This window comes from Chitinophaga eiseniae, from assembly GCF_012641265.1.
Taxonomy (GTDB): Bacteria; Bacteroidota; Bacteroidia; order Chitinophagales; family Chitinophagaceae; genus Chitinophaga; species Chitinophaga eiseniae_A.
Map to the genome: position 1 here is coordinate 386721 of NZ_JABAHZ010000001.1, position 23428 is coordinate 410148.

At 49.5% G+C, this 23428-nt stretch carries 22 protein-coding genes; 15 read left to right on the plus strand and 7 right to left on the minus strand.

Going from position 1 to position 23428, the window contains the following annotated elements; translation table 11 throughout:
• Window positions 1–133: 133 nt before the first annotated feature.
• Complete coding sequence (locus tag HGH91_RS01450) at window positions 134–1993, minus strand: tetratricopeptide repeat protein (protein ID WP_168736680.1); 1860 nt, start codon at window positions 1991–1993, stop codon at window positions 134–136.
• A 305-nt stretch (window positions 1994–2298) separates the two neighbouring features.
• Here HGH91_RS01450 and HGH91_RS01455 point away from each other — a divergent pair, with 305 nt between their 5' ends.
• From HGH91_RS01455 to HGH91_RS01495, 9 genes are all read left to right on the plus strand, one after another.
• The gene (locus tag HGH91_RS01455; RefSeq protein ID WP_168736681.1) at window positions 2299–2946 is read left to right on the plus strand and encodes a Crp/Fnr family transcriptional regulator; all 648 of its coding nucleotides are present in this window, start codon (window positions 2299–2301) and stop codon (window positions 2944–2946) included.
• Window positions 2947–2990: 44 nt separating this feature from the next.
• The gene (locus tag HGH91_RS01460; RefSeq protein ID WP_168736682.1) at window positions 2991–3791 is read left to right on the plus strand and encodes a sulfite exporter TauE/SafE family protein; all 801 of its coding nucleotides are present in this window, start codon (window positions 2991–2993) and stop codon (window positions 3789–3791) included.
• Between the two features lie 75 nt (window positions 3792–3866).
• Window positions 3867–4436: a YeeE/YedE family protein gene (locus HGH91_RS01465; RefSeq protein ID WP_211092166.1), complete on the plus strand. Its 570-nt coding sequence runs from the start codon at window positions 3867–3869 to the stop codon at window positions 4434–4436.
• An 18-nt stretch (window positions 4437–4454) separates the two neighbouring features.
• Window positions 4455–4877, plus strand: coding sequence for a DUF6691 family protein (locus HGH91_RS01470; RefSeq protein ID WP_247651631.1), 423 nt, complete (start codon window positions 4455–4457; stop codon window positions 4875–4877).
• Between the two features lie 11 nt (window positions 4878–4888).
• Window positions 4889–6232: an MBL fold metallo-hydrolase gene (locus HGH91_RS01475; protein ID WP_168736684.1), complete on the plus strand. Its 1344-nt coding sequence runs from the start codon at window positions 4889–4891 to the stop codon at window positions 6230–6232.
• A 95-nt stretch (window positions 6233–6327) separates the two neighbouring features.
• Window positions 6328–6711, plus strand: a complete 384-nt coding sequence (locus tag HGH91_RS01480; protein WP_168736685.1) for a VOC family protein — start codon at window positions 6328–6330, stop codon at window positions 6709–6711.
• Window positions 6712–6749: 38 nt separating this feature from the next.
• Window positions 6750–6971, plus strand: a complete 222-nt coding sequence (locus tag HGH91_RS01485) for a CDGSH iron-sulfur domain-containing protein (RefSeq protein WP_145673430.1) — start codon at window positions 6750–6752, stop codon at window positions 6969–6971.
• A gap of 152 nt (window positions 6972–7123) precedes the next feature.
• Complete coding sequence (locus tag HGH91_RS01490) at window positions 7124–7906, plus strand: PhzF family phenazine biosynthesis protein (RefSeq protein WP_168736686.1); 783 nt, start codon at window positions 7124–7126, stop codon at window positions 7904–7906.
• A 21-nt stretch (window positions 7907–7927) separates the two neighbouring features.
• A complete protein-coding gene (locus tag HGH91_RS01495) occupies window positions 7928–8692 on the plus strand; it encodes an isocitrate lyase/phosphoenolpyruvate mutase family protein (protein ID WP_168736687.1) in 765 nt (254 codons plus the stop codon).
• A gap of 10 nt (window positions 8693–8702) precedes the next feature.
• Here HGH91_RS01495 and HGH91_RS01500 read toward each other — a convergent pair whose 3' ends face one another.
• Window positions 8703–8831, minus strand: a complete 129-nt coding sequence (locus tag HGH91_RS01500; RefSeq protein WP_168736688.1) for an alanyl-tRNA synthetase — start codon at window positions 8829–8831, stop codon at window positions 8703–8705.
• Window positions 8832–8899: 68 nt separating this feature from the next.
• On the opposite strand from HGH91_RS01500, the gene HGH91_RS01505 reads away from it, so the two are divergent.
• Together HGH91_RS01505 and HGH91_RS01510 are read left to right on the plus strand one after the other, a co-directional pair.
• Window positions 8900–10138, plus strand: a complete 1239-nt coding sequence (locus tag HGH91_RS01505; RefSeq protein WP_168736689.1) for a PQQ-binding-like beta-propeller repeat protein — start codon at window positions 8900–8902, stop codon at window positions 10136–10138.
• A 114-nt stretch (window positions 10139–10252) separates the two neighbouring features.
• Complete coding sequence (locus HGH91_RS01510) at window positions 10253–12157, plus strand: TonB-dependent receptor plug domain-containing protein (RefSeq protein WP_168736690.1); 1905 nt, start codon at window positions 10253–10255, stop codon at window positions 12155–12157.
• A 212-nt stretch (window positions 12158–12369) separates the two neighbouring features.
• On the opposite strand, the gene HGH91_RS01515 is transcribed toward HGH91_RS01510, so the two are convergent.
• The 5 genes from HGH91_RS01515 to HGH91_RS01535 all read right to left on the minus strand — a co-directional run bounded on the left by HGH91_RS01515 (window position 12370) and on the right by HGH91_RS01535 (window position 18898).
• Window positions 12370–13161, minus strand: coding sequence for a DUF4397 domain-containing protein (locus tag HGH91_RS01515; protein WP_168736691.1), 792 nt, complete (start codon window positions 13159–13161; stop codon window positions 12370–12372).
• 18 nt (window positions 13162–13179) lie between these two features.
• Window positions 13180–15735, minus strand: coding sequence for a TonB-dependent receptor plug domain-containing protein (locus HGH91_RS01520; RefSeq protein WP_168736692.1), 2556 nt, complete (start codon window positions 15733–15735; stop codon window positions 13180–13182).
• Between the two features lie 20 nt (window positions 15736–15755).
• Entirely contained in the window at window positions 15756–16721 is a 966-nt protein-coding gene (locus tag HGH91_RS01525) for a cytochrome-c peroxidase (RefSeq protein WP_247651632.1), read from the minus strand.
• Window positions 16722–16917: 196 nt separating this feature from the next.
• Window positions 16918–17562 (minus strand): YceI family protein, encoded by a 645-nt coding sequence (locus HGH91_RS01530; protein ID WP_168736693.1) that lies wholly within the window; start codon window positions 17560–17562, stop codon window positions 16918–16920.
• A gap of 79 nt (window positions 17563–17641) precedes the next feature.
• Window positions 17642–18898 (minus strand): peroxiredoxin family protein, encoded by a 1257-nt coding sequence (locus tag HGH91_RS01535; protein ID WP_168736694.1) that lies wholly within the window; start codon window positions 18896–18898, stop codon window positions 17642–17644.
• Window positions 18899–19165: 267 nt separating this feature from the next.
• On the opposite strand from HGH91_RS01535, the gene HGH91_RS01540 reads away from it, so the two are divergent.
• The 4 genes from HGH91_RS01540 to HGH91_RS01555 all read left to right on the plus strand — a co-directional run bounded on the left by HGH91_RS01540 (window position 19166) and on the right by HGH91_RS01555 (window position 23425).
• Complete coding sequence (locus HGH91_RS01540) at window positions 19166–21367, plus strand: B12-binding domain-containing radical SAM protein (protein WP_168736695.1); 2202 nt, start codon at window positions 19166–19168, stop codon at window positions 21365–21367.
• Window positions 21368–21467: 100 nt separating this feature from the next.
• Complete coding sequence (locus HGH91_RS01545) at window positions 21468–22007, plus strand: hypothetical protein (RefSeq protein ID WP_168736696.1); 540 nt, start codon at window positions 21468–21470, stop codon at window positions 22005–22007.
• A gap of 30 nt (window positions 22008–22037) precedes the next feature.
• Window positions 22038–22676: a hypothetical protein gene (locus HGH91_RS01550; protein WP_168736697.1), complete on the plus strand. Its 639-nt coding sequence runs from the start codon at window positions 22038–22040 to the stop codon at window positions 22674–22676.
• Window positions 22646–23425, plus strand: a complete 780-nt coding sequence (locus HGH91_RS01555; RefSeq protein WP_168736698.1) for a sensor histidine kinase — start codon at window positions 22646–22648, stop codon at window positions 23423–23425. Before HGH91_RS01550 ends, HGH91_RS01555 begins: the two co-directional genes overlap by 31 nt.
• Window positions 23426–23428: the final 3 nt, after the last annotated feature.

Sequence of the window (23428 nt, forward strand, 5' to 3'; positions counted from 1 at the left end):
TGACGTTTATTTTAGAAAAGCAGAAGGCATAAAGCGGAAAGCAAAAAGCTATTGTGGAGTAGAACTTAGCGAGTATTTAAAATTCGCTTTAATCATTCTCCACAATAGCTTTTTGCTTTCCGCTTTCAGCTTCTTAAAAATCACATGTTTTAATCAACCCATTCGCCAGTGTAATTTTTTTCGTTTCTCCATCTTCTTTTATCTCTACAAATTTCTCTAACCGCTGGGAGCGGGCTACGAGGTAGTCCTGGTCATAGTAGTAATTGGTGATCTCCCTTACAGGGCCATTTTGCCAGGAGTCGGAACCGGTGTATATCCTGGCGGTTTTCCGTTGGTTAAAGCTGTGAACCAGCTGTATAAAATATTTGCCGGGTTTCAGGCCTTCGAAGGCAAAGCGGCCATCGCTGCCGCTGATAGCGGTAATGGCGTATTGGTTGGCTTCTTTCGACATGAATACACTAGTATTTTTACCTTCTTTCTTTTCACGTAATTCGTACCACTCTTCCAGGTAGGGTGTTACGGGAAGCAGCACCACTTTTACCCCGGCAGCGCTGAATATCAGCCCGTCTTTTTTCGTGCAGGCACGTCCTACGATCTTTGATAAACCCCTTCCCAGCGCTGCTTCGGCCAGTTTGGGGTCGAAGGTGCCTGGGGGGTATATTTCCTTTCGTGTATTGGCTGCTGTAGCCGATAACTTACCTCCGAGGTCGGCGTATTTCTTACGATCTGCATTGGCCAGCTTGTTATTGCCCGTTGCTTCATAGGCATCGGCGCGGTTCAGGTAGGCCAGCATGTTTTTCGGATCGGCTTCAATGGCTTTGGTATAGTCGTCGATAGCCTCCGCATATTGTTGCCTGTCGTGATGTACCACGCCCCGGTTCAAATAGCCGTTGGAGGAGTGGGGATCGATCGCGATCACTTTATTGAAGTCTGCCAGGGCAGGGTCGTATTGTTGTTTATTCAGGTAAATATTCCCCCGTTCCAGGTAGGCATCGGCATATTGAGGGTCCAGCGCGATGGCGCGGTTATACTCGTTGAAGGCGGAATCCACCTGCTCCCAGCGTTGGTAGATATTGCCTCTGCTCACGCGGTACGGTGCTTTGTTGGGATCGAGCTTAATAGCCTGGGTATAATCGCTGAAAGCGAGGCTGGCTTTGTCCTGCATCAGGTATACATTTCCGCGGTTGCCGTATACTGAGGCGTCATTGGGCGTTAGGGTAAGTACTTTGGCATAATCTGCCAGTGCCTGGTCGTAGTTGCCTTTTTTCTTATACATCACCCCGCGGTTAAACAAGGCATCTACGTCTTTCGGATCCAGTTCCACCGCCTTGGAAAAGTCGGCGATAGCGGCGTCGTATTGTTGTTGCCCGTAGTAGATATTTCCCCGCAGAAAATAGGGACTTGCGTAAGCCGGGTTGATGCCAATGGCCTTGCCATATTCGGTGAGGGCAGCATCTGCCTGTTTCCGGTTTTCGTAGATACGGCCCCGTTTTGTATAGCACAGGGCAAAGCGGGAATTGAGTTCCAGCGCTTTCGTATAGTCGGCCAGGGCAGCTTCTTCTTTCTTTTGCGCTTCATATATGCAGCCACGGGCATAATATTCCAGGGCCGATGCTGGAGCGGTCAGCAATTTTAGTGCTTTGTCATACGCTTTGCCGGCTGCTGCATCCTGGTGCTGATTCTTCAGGTTGGCGCCTTCAAAGGCATAGAACACACCGTTGTTGGGACTCATTTTGATCGCTTTTTCCAGGTCGGTTTGCGCACCTGCCAGGTCGTTTTCGGCGGCCAGCGCCCGGCCGTGAATGGCATATGCCAGGCTGCTGTAAGGATTTGCATTCATGGCCGCTGTAGCCAGTGTTTTTGCCTGTTTAAAATTTCCTTCGGTCAGCTGGGTTAACGCATTGTCTGCGACGTCTTTACTTTGACCAAATACTGCTGACATAGCGCTGCTAAGCGCCAGGGCCATGACAAACCGGTTAACCATTGGTTTCATTCAGAAATTGAGTTTATGTAACAATAAAGCTGGTACTGGGTGGCAAAGATAGGGATAAATCTGAATGGGTAAAAACAGGCCTCCGCCGGATAGGCGAGGGCTTATAACAAGGGCGTAGCGCTAGTTATTTAATCCAAGGAATTTAAATGGTTTACTCGCCGTGAATGAGGGTTAACAGCAATAAAAAGAGTAGAGAAAGTTGTTTGTTGGGTTTCATAAGACCTATTTGTGGGTTAAATACTTTCTCAAACAAGCTGTTCGCGCAAAAGTTCAATGACCCAGTATATTTGTAACTTACAGGCCATATGGATCAGAAAGCAGCGATTCTCCGTTATCTTACCCGGCACTTTCCTATGCTGGACACACATTTGCAGGAACACCTGTCGGCCGTAGGCCTGTTGAAAGAAGTAGCCGCCGGCACGGTGCTCATGAAGCAGGGACAGTATATCAAATACACCATGCTGGTGCTCGAAGGTCGTATCAAGTTATACCGGGAAGGAGAGGATGCGGGTGAATTCTTTATGTATTACCTGGAGCCGGGCGATGCCTGTGCTATTTCCATGGTTTGTATCGCCTCCGGTAAATCCAGCGAGGTAATGGCCAAAGCAATAGAGGATGCGGTAGTGCTGATGATACCGGTACAACATATGGAAGCCCTGATGAAAGATTATAAGAGCTGGTACCAGTTTGTGATAGAATCTTACCGCCGGCGTTTCGAAGAGTTACTGATGGTACTGGACAGCACCGTTTTTAAAAGTATGGATGAGCGGCTGCTCAACTATATCCGCGAGCAATCCAGGCAGCTGCAAACCCGTGAGTTGAAGTTAACCCACCAGGAAATTGCCAGCGACCTTAACTCCTCCCGGGAAGTAATTTCCCGCCTGCTGAAGAAAATGGAACAGAAAGGCATGGTAAAACTATACCGGAATTATATTGCCGTGTTGACTGTGTAACCAAAGTCACCAACTTTGGCAGACGCCCACCGTAATATTGCGGTATGGAAACGATAGGTTATATAGCGGCTGCCTTCATTGGCATTTCGCTCGGTTTAATTGGAGGAGGAGGATCTATTCTTACGTTACCGGTGTTGGTATATCTCTTTGGTATCCCGCCGGGCCTGGCCACCAGTTATTCCCTGTTTATTGTAGGCGCCACCAGCCTGATTGGTGCGGCAGGCAGTTTCAAACGTAAACAGGTGGATGTACGGGTGGCCCTGTTATTGGGAATTCCGGCGATTGCCACCGTGTTCATTACCCGTCGCCTGCTCATTCCCGCACTCCCTTTAAATTTATTTTATATTAATGATGTTCCTGTTACGAGGGAACTGGCTACCATGTTGCTTTTTGCCGCATTAATGCTGGCAGCCTCCCTGTTCATGATCCGCGGACGTCAACCAGCGGTTGAAACACCCGCTGCGCCAATGACTGGCGGTCAGCAAGCAGCATTGGCCGGGTATGGTATTGGTATAGGCCTGGTAACGGGACTACTGGGCGCCGGTGGCGGATTCCTCATCATCCCCGCGCTGATATTACTCGCCGGGCTGCCTATGAAAAAAGCCGTAGGCACCTCTTTACTGATTATGACCCTGAGCACGGGCATCGGTTTTATGGGTGATACGGCATTAGCAGACATTCATTGGTCTTTGCTACTGGTTATTACGGCTATAGCAGTAGCGGGTATTATTCTCGGAGGGAAGCTGGCCACCCGGATAGGCAGTCATCAGCTGAAAACTGCCTTTGGGTGGTTTGTACTGGCCATGGGCGTTTATGTGATCTTGTTGGAAACAGTGCTGAAATAAAGACACTCTGTAACCAAAGTCACCAACTAACTAAAAGGAACTTCGCAACTTTGTAGGAGCAAATACACAATAGCAATGGACATACTCAACTTTGTAAAACAGCCCTGGCCCTGGTATGTGGCGGGACCGTTAATCGGACTTACGGTACCGGTATTATTATTAATCGGCAACAAATCTTTTGGTATCAGCGCCTCGCTCAGGCATATCTGTGCGGCTTGTGTACCCGCGAAAATCCCTTTCTTCCAGTACAACTGGAAAAGCGAAAGCTGGAATCTGCTTTTCGTAGCGGGGATCCTGTTAGGGGGCCTTATTGCAGGAGCGTGGTTGTCCAACCCGGCGGCAATGACCGTACACCCTGCACTGGCGAAAGAACTGGCCGGGTATGGGATTACCAATTACCAATCCCTGGTGCCTGCAGAATTGTTTAACTGGCAGGCGCTGTTCACCGCGCGGGGCCTCCTGATGATGGTGGGTGGCGGATTCCTGGTGGGTTTTGGGACCCGCTATGCCGGCGGCTGTACCAGCGGGCATGCCATCATGGGGTTGTCTACCCTGCAATGGCCTTCCCTGGTAGCCACTATTTGCTTTATGATAGGTGGATTTGTGATGGCCAATGTTTTCCTGCCCTGGATACTTGCACTTTAATTTCTAATGAACCGTTTTATGTATAAATCGTTAAGTCAGTTAAAATATTTATTGGCCGGCCTGGTATTCGGTGTCATATTCGTAAAAGCGGAAGTGATCAGCTGGTTCCGCATCCAGGAAATGTTCCGGCTGCAGTCGTTCCACATGTACGGCGTAATTGGTAGCGCTGTGCTGGTAGGCATGTTGTCGGTATGGCTGATAAAGAAGTTTAACATCAAAACCATCCAGGGAGAAACCGTTACCTTTCAGCCTAAAAAGTTTAACCGGGGACAGATCTACGGGGGACTTATATTTGGCTTGGGCTGGGCTATCACGGGCGCTTGCCCGGGCCCATTGTTCGCACAGATTGGTACCGGTGCTACGGTGATCGTTATCACCTTGCTGAGCGCTATCGCAGGTACCTGGGTATATGGAAAGTTTCGGGAAAAATTACCTCATTAAATTGTATAGACATGGATATTCAACAATTTGAAGATAAAGGACTGGCGCACTATTCTTATGCTATTTACAGTGATCAGACAAGTGAAATCGTATTGATAGATCCGGCCAGGGATATAACGCCCTACCTCGATTACGCGGCTCAGCAACAGGCGACGATTGTGGGGGTGATTGAAACGCATCCTCATGCTGATTTTGTGAGCAGTCACCTGGAGTTGCAGGAAACTACCGGCGCGGCCATTTATTGTTCCCGCCTGGTAGGCGCGGCATACCCGTATACCGGTTTTGATGAAGGAGACGAAATCTCGTTGGGAGATATCACCCTCCGGGCGCTGAATACGCCCGGTCACTCGCCAGACAGCATCAGCATCGTATTGGCCTATAAGGGGCAGGACAGTGCTGTTTTTACGGGAGATACTTTATTTATCGGTGACTGTGGTCGCCCCGATCTACGCGAAAATGCCGGCAACATTACGGCTGGCAGAGAGCAACTGGCAAAGCAGATGTATCATTCTCTCCGGGAAAAATTAATGGTGCTGGCAGACGATGTGCTGGTATACCCGGCGCATGGCGCAGGTACGCTCTGCGGTAAATCGCTCAGCGATGCCGATAGCAGCACCATTGCGGCCGAAAAGGTGAGCAACTGGAGCCTGGGAGATTATACCGAAACGGAATTTGTAAAAGAGCTGTTGTCACAACAGCCTTTCATTCCAAAATATTTCCCGTATGACGTAACGCTGAACAGGAGTGGGGCGCCGGCATTGCAGTCGCAACTAAATAAGGTGCCGGTGATCACATTCGGGGAACCGGTTTTTGAACCCGGCGTATTGATCATCGATACCCGTCCCGAGGCGGAATTTAAACAGGGGCATGCCCCGCTGGCGCTCAACCTGCAGGACGGCGGAAAATTTGAAACCTGGCTGGGCAGCATCGTAGCGCCCGGAGAATCCTATTACCTGCTGGCAGCCGGCGCAGAACAGTTACAACAGGTGATCCGCAAAGCGGCTAAGATCGGATACGAGGTAAATATCAAAGCTGCCATCGTGTATAACAAGGGAACAGTAATACTGGAACGGGCGCCGCTGGCGGATTTTACCGCACACCCCGATCAATATACCATCGTGGATGTACGGATGGCTGGTGAGGCAGCTACTTTCCCCGTTTTCAGCAATGCCCTGGTGCTGCCGCTGGATCAGCTACGGGAACGTATTGCTGACATCCCTGTCGATAAACCTATTGTAGTGCATTGTGCCGGCGGCTACCGGAGTGCGGCGGCCAGCAGTATTGTTGCTGCTGCCCTGCAGGATAAAGTTGCCGTATACGATCTGGGAGAAGCGGTAAAAGCGTTCCTGCCATAGCGGCGTAAGCCATTGATGAATGTTGTTAGTATGCCTGACTAATAAAATAATTGCTGTAATTTCGGGTCATTACTTCACCAGTAAAATCTTGTATTATGTTCAGTAGCACAAAAGCATTCAGCGGTTTTTCTGTGAACGACCTGGAAAAAGCCAGGGCGTTTTATCAGGAGCAGCTGGGACTGGAAACAGAAGGGCTGGATGAACATATGTTCACCCTCAAATTGGCAGGAGGTACGCCGATCCTGGTGTATGCTAAACCGAATCATGTGCCGGCTACCTTTACGATCCTCAACTTCCAGGTAAGTAATGTAGAAGAGGTAGTAGATAAGTTGTCGGCGAAGGGGATAAAATTTTTACAGTATACCGGTCCCATCGCCACCGATGCCAAAGGGATTCATCGTGCTGAAGGGGAAGGGCCTACAGTGGCCTGGTTTGCCGATCCTGCAGGTAATATACTTTCTGTAGTAGAAGGAAAATAGTTTTTCCTATTTTTGCCGGCTAAATAAGGAAAATATTTATGGCTACCAAGATTACGGTTAACAACAACGGCTCCCTGAAAGTAGAGGGAGATTTTCAGATTGTAGATAAAGACGGCAATGCGTATGACCTGGGAGGTCGCGAAGTGGTGAGCATCTGCCGCTGCGGACGCTCTGCCAACAAGCCTTTCTGCGATGGTTCGCATAAAGGACATTTTGAGCATGAAGCCGTAGCTTTTGCGCTTCCTCCTAAAAAACAATAGTAACGAATCATTTCCAGGGGCATCATATCTACCGTGATATGGTGCCTTTTTATTTCCCGCGGCTCCATCTGATATGGTCTAAATTGACAGAATTGTACCTGTTTTTGTACCATAATTAATTGCACTTTTGTACCTCACATTTACAGAAGAATATGAACATACCTTATTTCCAGGTGGATGCTTTCACCCGTGTGCCTTTCAAAGGAAATCCCGCCGGTGTCTGCCTGCTGGAAACCATGCCGGACGATACGTTGCTAATGGCTATTGCCGCAGAAAATAACCTGTCGGAAACCGCTTTCCTGTTGCCGGAAGGAGCGGGCTACCGGCTACGCTGGTTTTCTCCGCTGGTGGAAATCCGGCTCTGCGGGCATGCCACGCTGGCCAGCGCACATACGCTCTGGGAAAATGGACTGGTGCCGGCTGGAGCGCCGATTTCGTTTTATACGTTGAGTGGTACGCTCACGGCATACCAGGAAGACGGATGGATTGTGCTTGATTTCCCTGCCGCGAGCCACGAGCCGGCTACCTTGCCTGATGCCTTAAAACCTTTGTTTAAAGAGGTGGTGCAGGTAACGTATAGTATTGACCGTTATATTATAGAATTGCCCTCTGGAGAGGCCGTAGCGGCCTTTGTGCCGGATGCCACCATCTTGCGGCCCTACCGCTGCATCATTACCGGCAAGGCGGATGTGGAAGCTCCCTATGATTTTATTTCCCGCTATTTTGCCGGACCTATAGGGGTGGATGAAGACCCTGTCACCGGATCGGCCCATTGCTGCCTGGCACCTTATTGGGCTGAGCGGCTGCATAAGAATGAATTCCTTGCCTGGCAGGCTTCGAAGCGGGGCGGCGAGCTGAAAGTAACACTCCGGGGCGACCGGGTGCTGTTGAAGGGGGAAGCCATTACCGTGATGAAAGGCCAGTTCAGCATTTGATGAATCTATAATTTCCATATCATGAATCAGTATGCATTATTTAAGTCGCTGCACAAGCAGGACGCCCCGCTGTTACTCGGTAATGCCTGGAATGTATCCAGCGCCCGTGTTTTACAGGACAGCGGTATTACAGCCATTGGAACCTCGAGCTCTGCGATTGCGGATACGCTGGGATATGAAGACGGGGAACAGATATCCTTCGATGAGTTATTTTTTGTCATAGAGAAAATATCCCGCCACGTGCGTGTGCCATTGTCGGCCGACATAGAACGGGGCTACAGTGCCGACCAGGTGCAGGTGGTGAAGCATCTCGAACGGCTGCATGATATCGGCGTAGTGGGTATTAACCTGGAAGACTCAGTAGTCGGTGATAGCCGTGTGTTGGAGCCACTGGACGTATTTTGCCGCAGACTGGAGTTTATCCGGAACGAGCTTTCCCGGAAAAATATCGACCTGTTTATCAATGCCCGGACAGATACCTATTTACTGAATGTGCCCAACCGGTTGCAGGAAACGTTGTTGCGGATGAAAGCCATTGAAAACGCGGGCGCCGACGGTATCTTTGTCCCCTTCATATACAACCTGACCGAAATACGCGAGGTAACTGCCGCCACTACGTTGCCGGTAAATGTATTATCTATGCAGGGGTTACCGTCTTTCGATGCCTTACAGGGAGCGGGCGTCAAAAGAATCAGTATGGGAGGCAGCGCTTACCGCGCAGCAAATAACTGCTTGAAAAATGTGATCGGGAAAATCGTAGAACAGGGGTCATTCGCCAACCTATAAGCAGCTGGATCTATTTAAATACCCAGTAGCCCAAAGCAAGCCATAGTAGCCCTTTCAGCAGGAAAAAAAGAAAGCCCCAGAAGCCCACTCTTTTTATCCATTTGATAATTTTTGCTTTCCTGGTGTTATCGGTTTTCATAGTATATCAAAATTACAGTTTTTTTGAATAGAGAAAATGTATCTTGAACGTACTATTAAATCCTACTTATGAAATCGCTGTTTTGTTTTCTGGCCCTGCCAATACTCCTTTCGCTATCTCTACACGCGCAGCAGCTGGGCGGTTCGGTCAGCCGGACCAACAACACCACTGCTGCTGATCTTCCCGATCAACCTGCAGTAAAATGGCAGTTTAAAACCGGCGGCGCCGTAGTAGGCTCCCCGGTCGTAAGCGGCCATATATTGTTTATCGGCTCAGCCGATTCCTGCCTGTATGCGATCGATAAAAGTAACGGAGCGCCCTTGTGGAAATACCGGACCAATGGCCCGCTCACCGCTACGGTGGCCTGCGACAGCAACGCTGTATTCTTTATGAGCGGCGACGGGTATTTTTACGCCCTGGATAAGTTGAAGGGACGGCGGTTATGGACGTTTAAAACAAATGGTGAACATGCCACTGATCCGTGGGACTACTACCTGTCATCCGCCGCCTTGCATAAAGGTGTAATATATGTAGGCAGTACCGATGGTCATATCTACGCGTTGGATGCCCGCAACGGGAAGCTACGCTGGAAGTTCCGCACGGGTGGCGCCGTACATGCCGCGCCCACCATTGCCGAAGATATTATCCTGGCCGGCAGCTTCGATGGCTGGTTTTATGCGCTCAACAGCAACGGTTCCCTGCGATGGAAATTTGATACCATGGGAGAAAGATATTTCCCGTTGGGAGAAGTACAATTTCATGCTGTGGTAGCCGACAGCAGCGTATATTTCTGCTCCCGCGATTATAACGTATATGCCCTGCATCTACGCACGGGCAAAGGACTATGGGTATTCCATGAAGGCGGTAGCTGGACCAGCGTTCCCAGCCTGGCGGGTAAACGCCTGCTGGTATCTACCTCCGACACACACCGCGCATTGGCTTTTAATGCCAGTAGCGGTCGCCTTCAATGGAATAGCCCCGTGGGCCTGAATGTATTTGGCAGCATTACCACTTCCGCCCACTATGGTTACATGGGCTGCCTGGATGGTAAAGTGCATAAAATAAACCTGGAAACCGGGGAAAGTGTTGCCCTGTTTCAAACGGCGGCCAGTAAGGCGGAAGCGCACCGTTTTTACGACCCCGCTACCAAAAAGTTGCTACCGGATCTGATGGAACGCTACAAAGGCGATTATATCAGGATGTACCACGATTTTCTCGACATGGGCAGCATCCTGTCTACCCCCTGGCTGGAAGCCGGTACCCTGTATTTCGGCAGTACCGATGGCAACGTATATGCGCTGCAGTAAGTTGCTTTCCGGGGTAAGGTCCTGTTACCGGGTGTTTTCAGCATAGTGTGCATCTACCTTGGAAACAATGATTAAATGCGTACTTTTGCGCTCTTTTAGCAACGATTTCAACAAATGCGCGTAGCAATACCGAATAACAAATTACTGCTGTCCCTGTTCCTGGGCCTCTGTGGCAGCACCACGGCACAGCAACGGACAGATTCTTCCCTGCCTGCTTACCACCTCGATGAGGTGATTGTCCAGGAAAACAGGCTGGCAGCGCCAGTAAAGGCGATCAACCGGAATATTACCATTATTACCCGTAAGCAAATTGAGGCCATGCCGGTTACTTCCATCACGGAAGTGCTGACCTATGTACCGGGACTCGATGTAAGACAGCGCGGTCCGGCCGGAATCCAGGCCGATATAGGCATTGATGGTGGCACTTTTGACCAGACCCTGATCCTGATCAATGGGGTGAAAATTACCGACCCGCAAACCGGACACAATGTGATGAACCTCCCGGTATCTTTAAACGATGTAGATCATATCGAGGTGTTGAAAGGCGCCGCTGCCCGTATTTATGGCATCAACGCACTGAATGGCGCCATCAATATCGTGACACGCAAAGCCACAGAAAGCGGTATAGGGATAAACGCGAGCCTGGGCAGCAGCTTTAAAAAGAACGAGAAAAATAATTTGTATGGGGCTGTAGGATACGGCGCCAACGGCGCCCTGGTAAAGAAAGGCAATAGCCAGTCGTTGTCCTTTAGCCGTAACCAGGGCAATGGGTACCGCTATAACACCGATTTCGATAACTACCGGGCCTTTTACCAGGCGGCGTTTGAGAATGACTCCCTCCACAAATACAACGTCATGGCGGGATTTGTGAGCAACGATTACGGCGCTAACGCTTTCTATGCTGCTCCGGGCGACCTCAACTCCAAGGAAACGGTAAAAACCGTGCTGGCCGCCGTTAGCAACACTTCCCGGATCAATCCCAACTGGGTGATGACGCCCCGCGTCAGCTACCGGTATACGAAAGACGATTATGTCTACATTAAGCCCGACCAGTACCGCAATCTCCATAATACCCATGTGGTAGACGCAGAGCTGAATAATACTTTCAACACCCATATAGGTACCTTCGGAGCCGGGGTGGAAGGACGCTATGAACATATTAAGAGTACAAGTCTCGGTAACCACGACAGAACCAACCTGGGGCTGTTTGGAGAATATAAATCCATTGCCGACCGCCGTTTTACGTTTACCATCGGGGGATACCTGAACTATAATTCCTTCTATGGCTGGCAGTTTTTCCCGGGCGCAGATGTTGGATTTAATGTAACGCCAACACTGAAGCTTTATGCTAATGCGGGTACTGCCCAGCGACTGCCTACTTATACTGATCTTTATTACAAAGGGAAAGGTATTATCGGTAACGAAAACCTGGGACCGGAAAAAGCCAAATATGCAGAGCTTGGGCTGCGTAAGTTTACCGGCAAGTTCTCTTATGGCGCTTCCGCATTTTACCGCCAGGTTAGTAACTTCATCGACTATGTAAAAGATACTGCAGGCGTGAGCAATCCGGCTATCCTCAACTGGCAGCCGCAGAACTTCCAGCGGGCGGATATGAAAGGATTCCGGTTAAATGCCGGCTATAACACTACATTGCAGGCCCATGGCGTATTCAACAGTCTGGGCATCAACGCTGGTTATAACTACCTTTCGCCTTCTTTCCAAGGCGAGGCACTCTCTACTAAAATATCACGGTATGTCATTGAAAGCCTTCGTCACCAGTTCAGCGCCAATGTACAAACCACCGTGTGCCAGTATTTCAATATCTCCGCCGCCGCGCGTTATAATATGCGTATCAACTACAAGGACTATACGGTTATTGATGCCCGTGTAGCGTATAAGCGTTCCCGTTACCAGGTGTATGTGGATGCCAACAACCTGTTGGACGTTACTTACATTGAAGCGGCTGCAGTGCCGATGCCTGGCAGATGGATCACCCTGGGAGGCGGATACAGATTCTAATTGATAAGGTTTCTCGCGAAGACGCAAAGCAGCAAAGAAGCGGAGACTGAAGCGAATTTTTAAGCCCGCAAAGTGGGGAGATAATGTAATGTAATTCTATACTACATTATCTCCCCACTTTGCGGGCTTAAAAATTCGCTTCTATCCTTTTCTTAAATTCTTTGCTGCTTTGCGCCTTCGCGAGAAACCTTACGCTTCAGCGAGAAAAACTATTAGTTAGCCCTGGCTTTTATGTTGGAAGCATAAATAGTTCCTTTGTTATCGCTCCATATGAACAAGGTGTAAATAACGCCTGCATCCAGGGTAATATTGGTCAGCGCCTGCTGACTTACTGCCAGTGGTGCAGCTCCTTCTCCGGTGCGCAATACGAGTGAAACCGTACCCGCATTTACGTTAGTAAACGGCGCGCTGTCGTACGCAGCGCCCTGCAAGTTGCTGCCGCCGGCGCTTCCATAGGGGATAGCGGTATAAAGCGTACTGCTGTTGCTGCCTTGCTGCAGGGTAACATTAATGGGCGCCACGCCGTATGCCAGGTGCACCAGGCGGAGTTTGGCCTTACCGGCCGGAGGTGCGGATAAATCGTCATAAAAGAGAATCAGGGTGTCTTTTGTGGCATTGCTACTGGCAGGCGCGGCAAACACAGTATGGTAGTATCCGGCAACAGGACCGTTAGGACCGCCCGTAGCGCTGTAGCTGGCGCTGTTGCCAAACTGTCGGGAGGCTTTGTAAGTGGCGCTGTTACCTTCGGTAAAATTTATTTGCACATTGCCATAGGTAGTCGGCAAATAGGGAGAAGCGGCGCCCGGCAGCAGGGCGTCGGTAGTAATTTTAGTAGTAAAGGTCCAGAACTGGATGCCGGCGCTTTGTTGCCGGGCATTCACAAAGCGTATATTAGCCGACAGGGGAAGACGATCGCCGGCATTGACATCGAGATAATCCGTTTTTTTGCAGGCGCTCAAACTGAGTAAAGAGAGGGCGCCGGCCAGACGTAGATAATTTTTCATGATACTTATTTTTATACATTAGAACTTCGCATACAGGCGGGCAAAGGGCTGTATGCCTGCGCTACCGTTCTGTATGCCAACAATGCCGGGGTTGCGTAAGCCGGATATGGCGGCAGCGGTATAGTCGCCCAACACATTGAATACATTGTTGACGCCCACCGTTACCTGGATCGCCTTGCTAAGCCGGTAGCCGGCCGATACGTCCGTTACCCAGATAGGTTTGAGTTCCTGGAAGTAGTAATCCGGGCGGGGGAAATTGGCATTCTGTGCACTGGCGGTGGTCACGGAACCGAAGTACAACGTACGCAACAGGAAAGTAAACCGGGGCGTATTCAGTATCGCCTGTAACGTTATTTTGGTTTGCGGAATATTGGTGGTCACCCTCGCTTTTTCAGCTTCACTGAAGATGACATACTTGTACTGTTCCAATCCTTTGGGCGTATTTACAGACGTTACCTCGTTCTTTACAAAGTTGCCGCCAGCCAGGAGTTGCAGGTTGTTTCGCTGAAACGGTATTTTGTAGCTGCCGGTAAATTCAATCCCCCGGGTGCGGGTGCTGAACGCGTTGTAAAAGAATTTAGCCTGGGTGGTACCGGTTTGCAGCAACAGTGCGCGCACATCTGCCGGCAGGTTGGTGTCTGTGGCGGAGAAATTACCGGTATTACCTACCCGGTTTTTGATATCAATAGCATAGCCGTCTATGCTGAGTTCTATATTGGGAATAGGCTGTGAGGTAATGCCCGCCGTATAGCCGGTAGATCTTTCCGGGGTGAGCGAAGGAATGCCGAGGGCACGGGTGGCGGCATTTTTATTGGAGGCCGTCACCTGGTCTACGGCGCGTCCCTGCTGAAAGCTGGTAGACGTTTCGGTGTAGTAAAACTGGGCCAGGTCGGGCGCCCGGAAGCCGCTGTTGGCCGATCCGCGGATGCTGAGCCAGGGAGCGAAGCTATAGCGGGTGGCTATTTTGCCGGTGGTAACGTTGCCAAAGTCGGAGAAGTTCTCCGCCCGCAGCGCACCGGATAGCAGCCATTGCCGGGTAAGGTTCAGCTCCAGGTCTATATATCCCGCTACGATAGCGCGACTCACATTCACTTCATTGGAAGGCCGGAAGCCAGCATGGATCTGTGATCCGGGCGACAACCCGTTCAGTGCAATCAGCCCTCCGTCGGTCAGGTAAGGAACGCTGTTAACGCTGGTATCTATATCATATACCGGGCGGAGGTCCGCTTTACTGTACGATGCTTCTTCGCCGGCAATGATCTGGTAGGTTTCTGTGCGGTATTGCCCGCCTACGGCTACATTGAGGCCTTGTAATACGGTATTGAAATAGCGGCTGATATCCAGGCTGGCGGTGTTTTGGGAAGCATTGTATTTCCCCGCATCGAAGGTAGTAGGGCTTTTAACGCCCATACTGGCATTGAGGGAGTTGCTGATCACGTTGCCGAAATCATTTTTCCCGTATACATTGGAGAGATCTATATTCCAGTTGTGCGTGTGTGTTTTCAGGCCTATGGCAATGGACTTGTCGGTAATGCTGTTGTCCATCGCCGGCAGAAATCCATCAGGATAGAGCGTAGTGTTGTTGCGCTCTGTCCAGCCCGGGAGCCGGTATACGGCAGTAAACTGGGAGTTGCGGTGACTGATACCTCCGAAGGCGTATACTTCGGCATGGTCGCTAACGGGAATGGCTGTATTAAAAAACAGCAGGGCGTCTTTCGCTTTGTTGGATCCGCCGCCGCGTTGGTCGAAGTAGTGCCGGTCGATGCCGCGGCTTTTCAGTATGGCGTCATCCATATCTTTTGTGTAGATGTTGTCGTAGCCGCGGGTGTTGGCGCCGCCGCCGTAAATAGGACCGTTGTACAAACCAGCGTCATCGCGGCCGGGAGGCAGCGCAATGGCCTGGGTAGCAAATTCGGCGGTGGCATTGAGGAAGCCGCCGCGGTTGCCTATCTTAACGCCGTAGTTGAGGTTGGAACGGGTAGTAGCGCCATCGCCGCGGCGCCGCACGCTGCCGGTGCTGCTCACCAGCACATTAGAGGCCTGTTTCTTCAATACGATATTGATTACTCCTGCAATGGCATCGGAGCCATATTGTGCCGCGGCGCCATCCCGCAATATTTCAATACGTTCGATAGCACCGGTAGGGATGGAGTTGAGGTCGTACCCGGTAGCGCCGTTGCCCAGGCCGCCCCAGTTAACATTGGAGCTTTTATGACGGCGTTTACCATTTACCAATACCAGTAGCTGGTCTACGCCCAGGCCTTTCAGTTGCGCAAGGCTCAGCGCCGACCCGGCATCGCCGGCATTGCTGCCATTCACCGAGTGAAACGAGGGCGAAATATATTGGAGCAGTTGAGTGATGCTGGTTTGTGGCGCCGCTTCCTGCAACGATTTAATATCAATAATGTCTACCGGTACGGGCGAGTTAAGCCGGGTGCGGTTGGCGCTACGGGAGCCCACAATCTGTATTTCGCCCAGCTGCCGCGTGGTGTCGGTAAGGTGTTTATCCTGCGCCGCCAGGGCTTGCGTTAAGAGCAGCAGCGGTGATACGATGGATAGTATATTTTTTTTCATCCGATGGTTGATTTTTATGGTTAGTGCCTGGCAATACGAAAGCGATCGTCTGTGAGCGCTTCCAGGAAGGCTTCCAGGTCGTCCATTTCCTCGGGCGTCAGGTTCAGCGGTTTGTTGAGCGATAAGTCGCGGTGAATACCGCCGGGGACTACTGCGTTGGGCGTGTTGTAATAGGCAATCACTTCCCGCAGGGTTTTGAACATACCGTTATGCATATACGGAGCGGTAACGGCTACGTTGCGCAGACTGGGCACTTTGAAGAAACCCATATGGCTGCTGTCTTTCGTTACTTCATAGCGGCCGGCATCGGTGAGGGTAGTCCCGTTATAGAGACCGATGTTTTTGAAGCGGTCGGCCGTAAAATCTTCTCCCGAATGACAATTATTGCAGTTGGCTTTGCCAATAAATAAAAGGCGACCACGTATAGCCGGCGCCGTTAGGGCGTTGTCATCCCCGGCAATATAGCGGTCGTAGGGACTATTGGCCGTTTCCAGCGTACGTTCGAAGGCGGCTAATGCCTGTAGTATATTTTTACTGTTGGGCGCACTGTTAAATACCTGTTGGAAGTAGTGCAGGTAGGTTTCGTTGTCGTTGAGCCGCTGTACAGCTTCTGCAATGGGCAATCCCATTTCATCGGGATTAATAATCGGTTGCAGGGCCTGGTCTTCCAGGGTGGCGGCTCTGCCATCCCAGAAGAAATTGGGCCGGCCGGAGAGGTTGGTCAGGCCCGGCGTATTCCTTTTGGTGGGCGTATGATGAATACCATGGCTGAAGGCGATGGTATCTGCAAAACCAAATTGCGGGATATGGCATGAGGCGCAGCTGATGGTGCGGTCTTTCGACAACAGTGTTTCAAAGAATAATTTTTCGCCCAGTTGCGCCCGGGTGGGCGGATCGGCGCTGGGAGTGCTGGTATTGAATCCTGCCATGATGATGGCAGCGCACGATATACCCGTTAAAATGAATATCATTTTTCTCAGCTTCATGGTGGTAAAAATTAAGGATGGCATGCAATGCCTGTCAGCAACGGAGGTTGCCGGAAATAACTGGTTGATTAAAAAAATGTTGCGGGCTGTAAAGAGGCTGTAAAAAGGGCGGTGGTGATTGGCATTCCCGGGAGCAGGTGCGATATTGCTCCTGCTCCCCAGGAATTATTGAATGGGGTAGTAAAAAATGAATGCGTTATTTGGCGTTAGCTACCAGTACTACATCCAGGTCGAAGTCATCATAGATGGCTTTATCCCCGATGCCTTCAAAGAAGCTTTTAGAGCCGTATTTAATGTTGTATTTGGTACGATCCACTTTGATGGCTGCTTTGGCCGTCAGCTTGCCGCCATCTACGGTTACCGTAGCGGGGAAGGTGATCGGGTTGGTAATGCCTTTAATGGTTAACTTACCGCTTACTTCGTAATTACCGCCACCTTTAGCAGTAACGCTGGTGGTGGTGAAGCTGGCTGAAGGGAATTTTTCTACAGAGAAGAAATCTTCGCTTTTCAGATGTCCCAGCAGTTTGGCGTTGCTGCCTTCATCTTTGATGTCGGTTACGGCAATGCTGCGGGTATCCAGTGAAAAACTACCTCCTTTCAGGACATTATTTTCAACGTCCAGTTTACCATCTGCGATGTTGATAGTACCCTGGTGTTGACCGGTCACTTTTTTACCTGTCCAGTTCAATTTACTCTCTTTACTGTCTACCTGGAAAACAACGGCCTTCCTGGCGGTAGCAGTTTTGGTTGGTTTTTCTCCTTTGTTGACAGTAGCAGGTGTAGTGAAGGACATGAGGAAAACGGATCCTCCAATAAAGAACAGAGATGCTAATCGTTGCATATAGTGTGTGTTTAGTTTGGTGCAATTTAAGCGGGACAGACGGATTAGCGGTTACGAGATCCGGAAAATAATGTTAAAATTATTTTTCTGCGATCAGGTCATCCAGGTCACGATTCCATTTGGCCACGTAGTCCTGGTAATACTGTCCGGTAACTTCGCCGGTATAGCCGGTATGTATTTGTCTTACTTCGCCTTTACGGTCGATGATGATGGTGGTAGGGAATGCCATCATGCGGTTGAGCGCCGGAAGCTTCTCTGACGCCACTTTCTTATCAGCAATGCCACCAAAAAGAATATCATATTGTATGTTGTATTTTTCTTTTAATTTACCCAGGGTGTACTTCGCATATTCCAGGTCGTCTTTCTGTTCAAAGCCAATAGCGATGGCTTCTACGCCGCGGTCTTTATTTTTATTAAACCAGGGAGATAAGAAAGAGGTCTGGTCGGTACAGTTGGGACACCAGGTGCCGATAATTTCCACGATCACCACTTTGCCTTTATACTTTTCATCGCTCAGGGATACGTTGTGGCCCTGCAGATCGGGGAGGGTAAAGTCTAATTTTTTATAGCCTTCCTTCAGGTAGGTCAGTTTGTAGGGATCTGGCAGTTCTGCGGCGGCATTTTTTTCTCCATCAAATTTGATGTTGTTATAGATGCCCAGGCTGATTTCACCGGTCAGCGATTTATCGTCGTTGATAGTGCCTTTGATGTAAATGGGACTTGGACCTGTAAAGCCCGACAGTTCAAATTCGTTGCCGTGCACGGTGCCTTCCAGTTCCCGGCTGTCGCCTACTACCGACATTACTACGCCGGTGAGTTTATTACCATTTTGTTTGAGCAGGCCAATACGGTTGGGGGTAGGTTCCTTGCTATATATTTTCAGGTCCCATTTACCGCTGATATCGAAGCTGGGCGCCGCTTCTGTGCCTGGTTTGGCAAAGCGGTATTCCTGGCCGTATTCGGCGGTGAAGGGGAGGGCGTTGCCCCGGAAGTTGGGTACCAGGCTTCTGTATTCGCCGGAGATTTTGCCGTCGGATTCAATATGGGCTACCAGTGCAGCGTCGTAGGTGTTCATTTTAATGAACAGGGAATCGTTGCCCAGGCGTTCTACATGGAAATGGTCGCGGCGGCTGCCGTTGATCAGTGAAAAGGTAGCGTGTTCAGGATCTTTGCCTTTCAGTTCAAAGTTGAATGGTACCTGTGATTCGCTGAGGGTAAATACGCCTCTCCAGATACCTTCTTTTACAAATGGTTTTTTGGGAGCGGCGAAGGAAGAACCGCCGAATAATCCTGCCACCATCAGGCCGGTGAAAAATAATTGCCGATGCGTTTTCATGGTTGTATAATTGTTGGTTGAGTAATACATGCCGATGCCGGTCCTGGTGGGGCGATCCAGCAGTAAAAAGAATAAGGTGATTAAATGTTGATGTAAATAAAACTGATGGAGTGGTGGCTTTTATCAGTGGTGGTAAAGCAAAGATAAAAGGGACTTTTGTTATTTCCAAATAAAAGTCTATTAATTTGGTAGACTATTATGAAAAGCTCAAAGGATAAAGCTTTCTGCCCAAAAAAAGGTATTTTTGCGCCTTAAACAATTCCCGACTTGAGTAGTACTGTTTTTTTAATAACGCCGCCATTTACCCAGTTGAACACGCCATATCCGGCCACTGCTTACCTGAAAGGATTTTTGAATACCAAAAATATTGCATCCTTCCAGGCTGACCTGGGTATTGAGGTAACCTTGCGTTTATTCTCCAAAGAGGGATTGCAGCAGCTGTTTGCGCATATTGCCGCGCATCCGCCGCAGGAAATAACGGAGAACATCGCCCGGATACTGGTATTACAGGAAGATTATATAGACACAGTAGATGCGGTAATTTTATTCTTACAGGGAAAGAATCCTACGTTGGCACATCTCATCTGTAAACGGGATTATTTGCCGGAGGCGTCCCGCTTTGCACAGCTGGATGACCTGAACTGGGCGTTTGGTTCCATGGGCACGCAAGACCGGGCCAAGCACCTGGCCACCATGTACCTGGAAGATTTGTCGGACCTGATCATGGAATGTGTAGACCCGCATTTCGGATTTAGTCGTTATGCAGAACGCTTAAGCCGCTCTGCCAACAGCTTTGATGAACTCTACGATGCCCTACAGGCGGAGTATACCTATATCGACCAGGTTTTAACAGCAATATTCGCTGCGCATATGGAGCGGGTACAACCGGTCATGGTGGCTATTTCTGTGCCTTTTCCCGGGAACCTCTATGCCGGGTTGCGCTGCGGGCAATGGATTAAACAACATTACCCGGACGTGAAAGTAGCCATGGGAGGCGGTTTTCCCAATACAGAACTGCGTTCACTGGCAGATGCCCGGGTATTTGAATTTGTGGATTTCATCACCCTGGATGATGGAGAGGCTCCGCTGGAAAACCTCCTGCAGTTCCTGGAAGGGCAGAAAACCGCCGCGGAACTGAAACGTACCTTCCTACTGGCCAATAACCAGGTGACTTATGTAAACGATAAGGCGACGCATGACTACAAGCAATCGCAGCTGGGTACCCCGGATTATACCGACCTGCTGCTGGATCAATATATTTCTGCTATCGAAGTGGTGAACCCCATGCACAGTCTCTGGAGCGATGGGCGCTGGAATAAGCTCACTATGGCGCATGGCTGCTACTGGGGAAAGTGTACGTTCTGCGATATTTCGCTGGACTATATAAAAATTTATGAGCCCATTACGGCGTCGCTGCTGTGCGACCGTATGGAAGAAATCATTGCACAAACCGGGCAGAATGGCTTCCACTTTGTAGATGAAGCTGCGCCACCGGCACTGATGCGGGCGCTGGCGCTGGAAATCATCCGCCGTAAGCTCACCGTGAGTTGGTGGACCAATATCCGATTTGAGAAGAGCTTTACCCGCGACCTGTGCCTGCTATTAAAAGCATCCGGTTGTATTGCCGTTTCCGGTGGGTTGGAGGTGGCCTCCGACCGTTTGCTGGGACTCATACAGAAAGGCATTACCGTAGCCCAGGTGGCCCGTGTAAACCGCCATTTCACCGAAGCCGGCATCATGGTGCATGCTTACCTGATGTATGGTTTTCCCACACAAACCGCCCAGGAAACCATTGATGCCCTGGAAATGGTGCGGCAGATGTTTGCCGCAGGTATACTACAATCGGCCTTCTGGCACCAGTTTACCATGACGGCCCATAGCCCGGTAGGACTGGAGCCTGCAAAATTTAAGGTGGAAAAAGAAACAAACGCTATAGGAGCCTTTGCCAACAACGATATCCTGCATATCGACCCTACAGGTGCCGACCATGAAAGCTTCAGCTATGGCCTGAAGAAGTCGTTATTGAATTATATGCATGGGGCCTGCCTGGACTATCCTTTGTCGAAATGGTTTGAGTTTAAAGTGCCCAAGACCTCCGTGGCGCCCGATTTTATCGTGAAAGCCTTATTGGAAGAGGAGGCAGGGGTGATCAAGCCTACTTCGAAAGTGGTATACCTTGGCAAGCAGCCGGCTATGGAAATCATTACCAAATCAAAGAAGGGAAGTACCTGGGAGATGTCTTCCTTTACCTTCCAGGGTAAAAGGGAGAAGATAAATATCAGCGTGCAACCAGAGCAAGGGACCTGGTTAGCGGGCATGCTGCAACAGCTGGCGGTATCTAATCCAAAAACGCATACCCTCCAGGAAGTGAAGGACAGCTATGAAGCGGCGGGACTGGAGGATTTTGAGCTGTTCTGGGATAATAAGCCGGTGAACGGATTGCACCGGGTAGGGCTGTTAAAATTATAGGCGGTTGGTGGAAACGACTGATTTTTAGCTTACCGGGTATTTTCCCGGTATTAAGCATGGCTGAAAAGTTAAATATTTGTTTCCATTAAACTGACCTACTATGAGTGATCAAATGTCCTTTGCAGGCTATGGTTGTGATGACCAGGGCCACCTGAATCCCACTACCGAGCAACTGGATTACCGGATGCCATTTACCGATGCGGTACAAACCTTTGGAATGCCAATAACCGTAGCGGCTTATTTCGGGATGCTGAACAACTTCTACAAGCAGTTGATAGCACATCCTGAGTTACTTCAATTTTTTAACGGTACTTTCTTCGTAGATTTCAGTAAAGCATCGTTGCTGCGTATCCTGAGCCAGGAAGGTTGCGAGTTTGTCCGTTTCCATTTTGCTATTCCGGAAGCTAACAACAAGATCAGCCTGGTAGCAGAGGGGCTTACGCTGAGCCAGGACCAGGTGGGATATGCGCAATTGCTGGCAAAAGCCACGACTAATACGATGGTGCATGATGCCATTGATCCTAAGATTGAAGAAAGAGGCAACGGCGCGCCCTATCCGCCACCGTTGAAAGAGTTGTTCGATTTACTCAGGGCGCAAGGGTCCCCACTTGCGACAGTTGACCTGGGTACGATACTTTAATATCAACATTGAATCTAAACCTTTGTGCCAATGAACGGATGGGTATATGCTTATTATGTACTGCTGGTAGCCTGTTTTATTATCAGTTTGTTTCACCTGGAATACCGGGAAGTAAAGATATTGACAGTATTGCTGGCAGTATCCATTATCACGGAAGTGATCGTGGAGTTGATTGGTACAAAGGGGTTAGGCTTTTTTATAGTATACCATTTCTTTGTGGTGCTGGAATATAGTCTGATAACAATTATTCTTCGATCAGGGATCAGGGACTATCGCTGGAGACTATTAATGGGTGTGTCTATTTTTGTATTCAGTATAGTTTCCCTGTTTTACAGCTTTGTATTGGGAGGATGGCAAGCCTTTCCCGGCATTAACATCACGATAGAAAGCTTTTTGGTCATCTGCTGGTGCCTTTTATCCTTTTTTTCAATAACCCCGGATAGTGAAGCGTCTATATTTCAGCACCCGATTTTTTGGTTAACCCTTGCTTTTTTTATTTACTTCGCCGCTTCGGTAAGTGTAAATGCTTTCTATAACCTTTTGCTGGAGAATGACACCAACAGGGCCCGGCACTTTTTCGCGGTTTTGAACTCATTATCCAATTACCTGTTGTATATTATGCTGATAAAAGGCATCGTATGCTTCCGGTCAAACAGGATCTCTTTGTAGCAGTGGTTTTTATTTCATTGTTGGTTACCATCATGGGACTGGTGGTAGTATCTGCAGTGATTAGTTATAAGAAAAAGCAGGATGCTTATTTACACCAGCTGAAGCTTATGAAAGAAGATTACGACAAACAGCTTATGTGGTCCCAGATTGAAATGCAGGAAGAAGCTTTTGCCCACCTGGGGCAGGAACTGCATGATGATATAGGCCAGTTACTGAGCAGCACCAAACTCCTGATTAATGTAACCCAACGGAGTATGGAGGCTATTCCCGATACTTTGCAGGCAGCGGAAGATACATTGGTGTTAGCCATTCAGCATCTTCGGGCGCTGTCAAAATCATTCAGCCGCCAATGGCTCGACCAGTTCAGTATGATAGATAACCTGAAAGCAGAAGTAGACCGGATTAATTCCAGCAGGGCCATTGCAGTAAAGTTTACCCATGAAGTGATGGTATTACCGCTACAGGCGGAACCACAGATCATCCTGTTTCGTATTATCCAGGAAGCTATTCAAAACTGTATCAAACATGCCCGACCACAGGTGATTGATATCAGTATCCGGAAAGATGCCAGTGAGCTGATCGTTATTATTGCTGATGATGGCGCCGGGTTTGATAAGGCCGGCATGGCTTCCATCGGCATGGGGATCCGTAATATGCAGCACCGTACCAGGCTGCTGGGCGGGGATATCCGTTGGGAAGTGACTACATCCGGAGGCACGGCTGTTTTAATTACATTACCGTTAGAATAATTT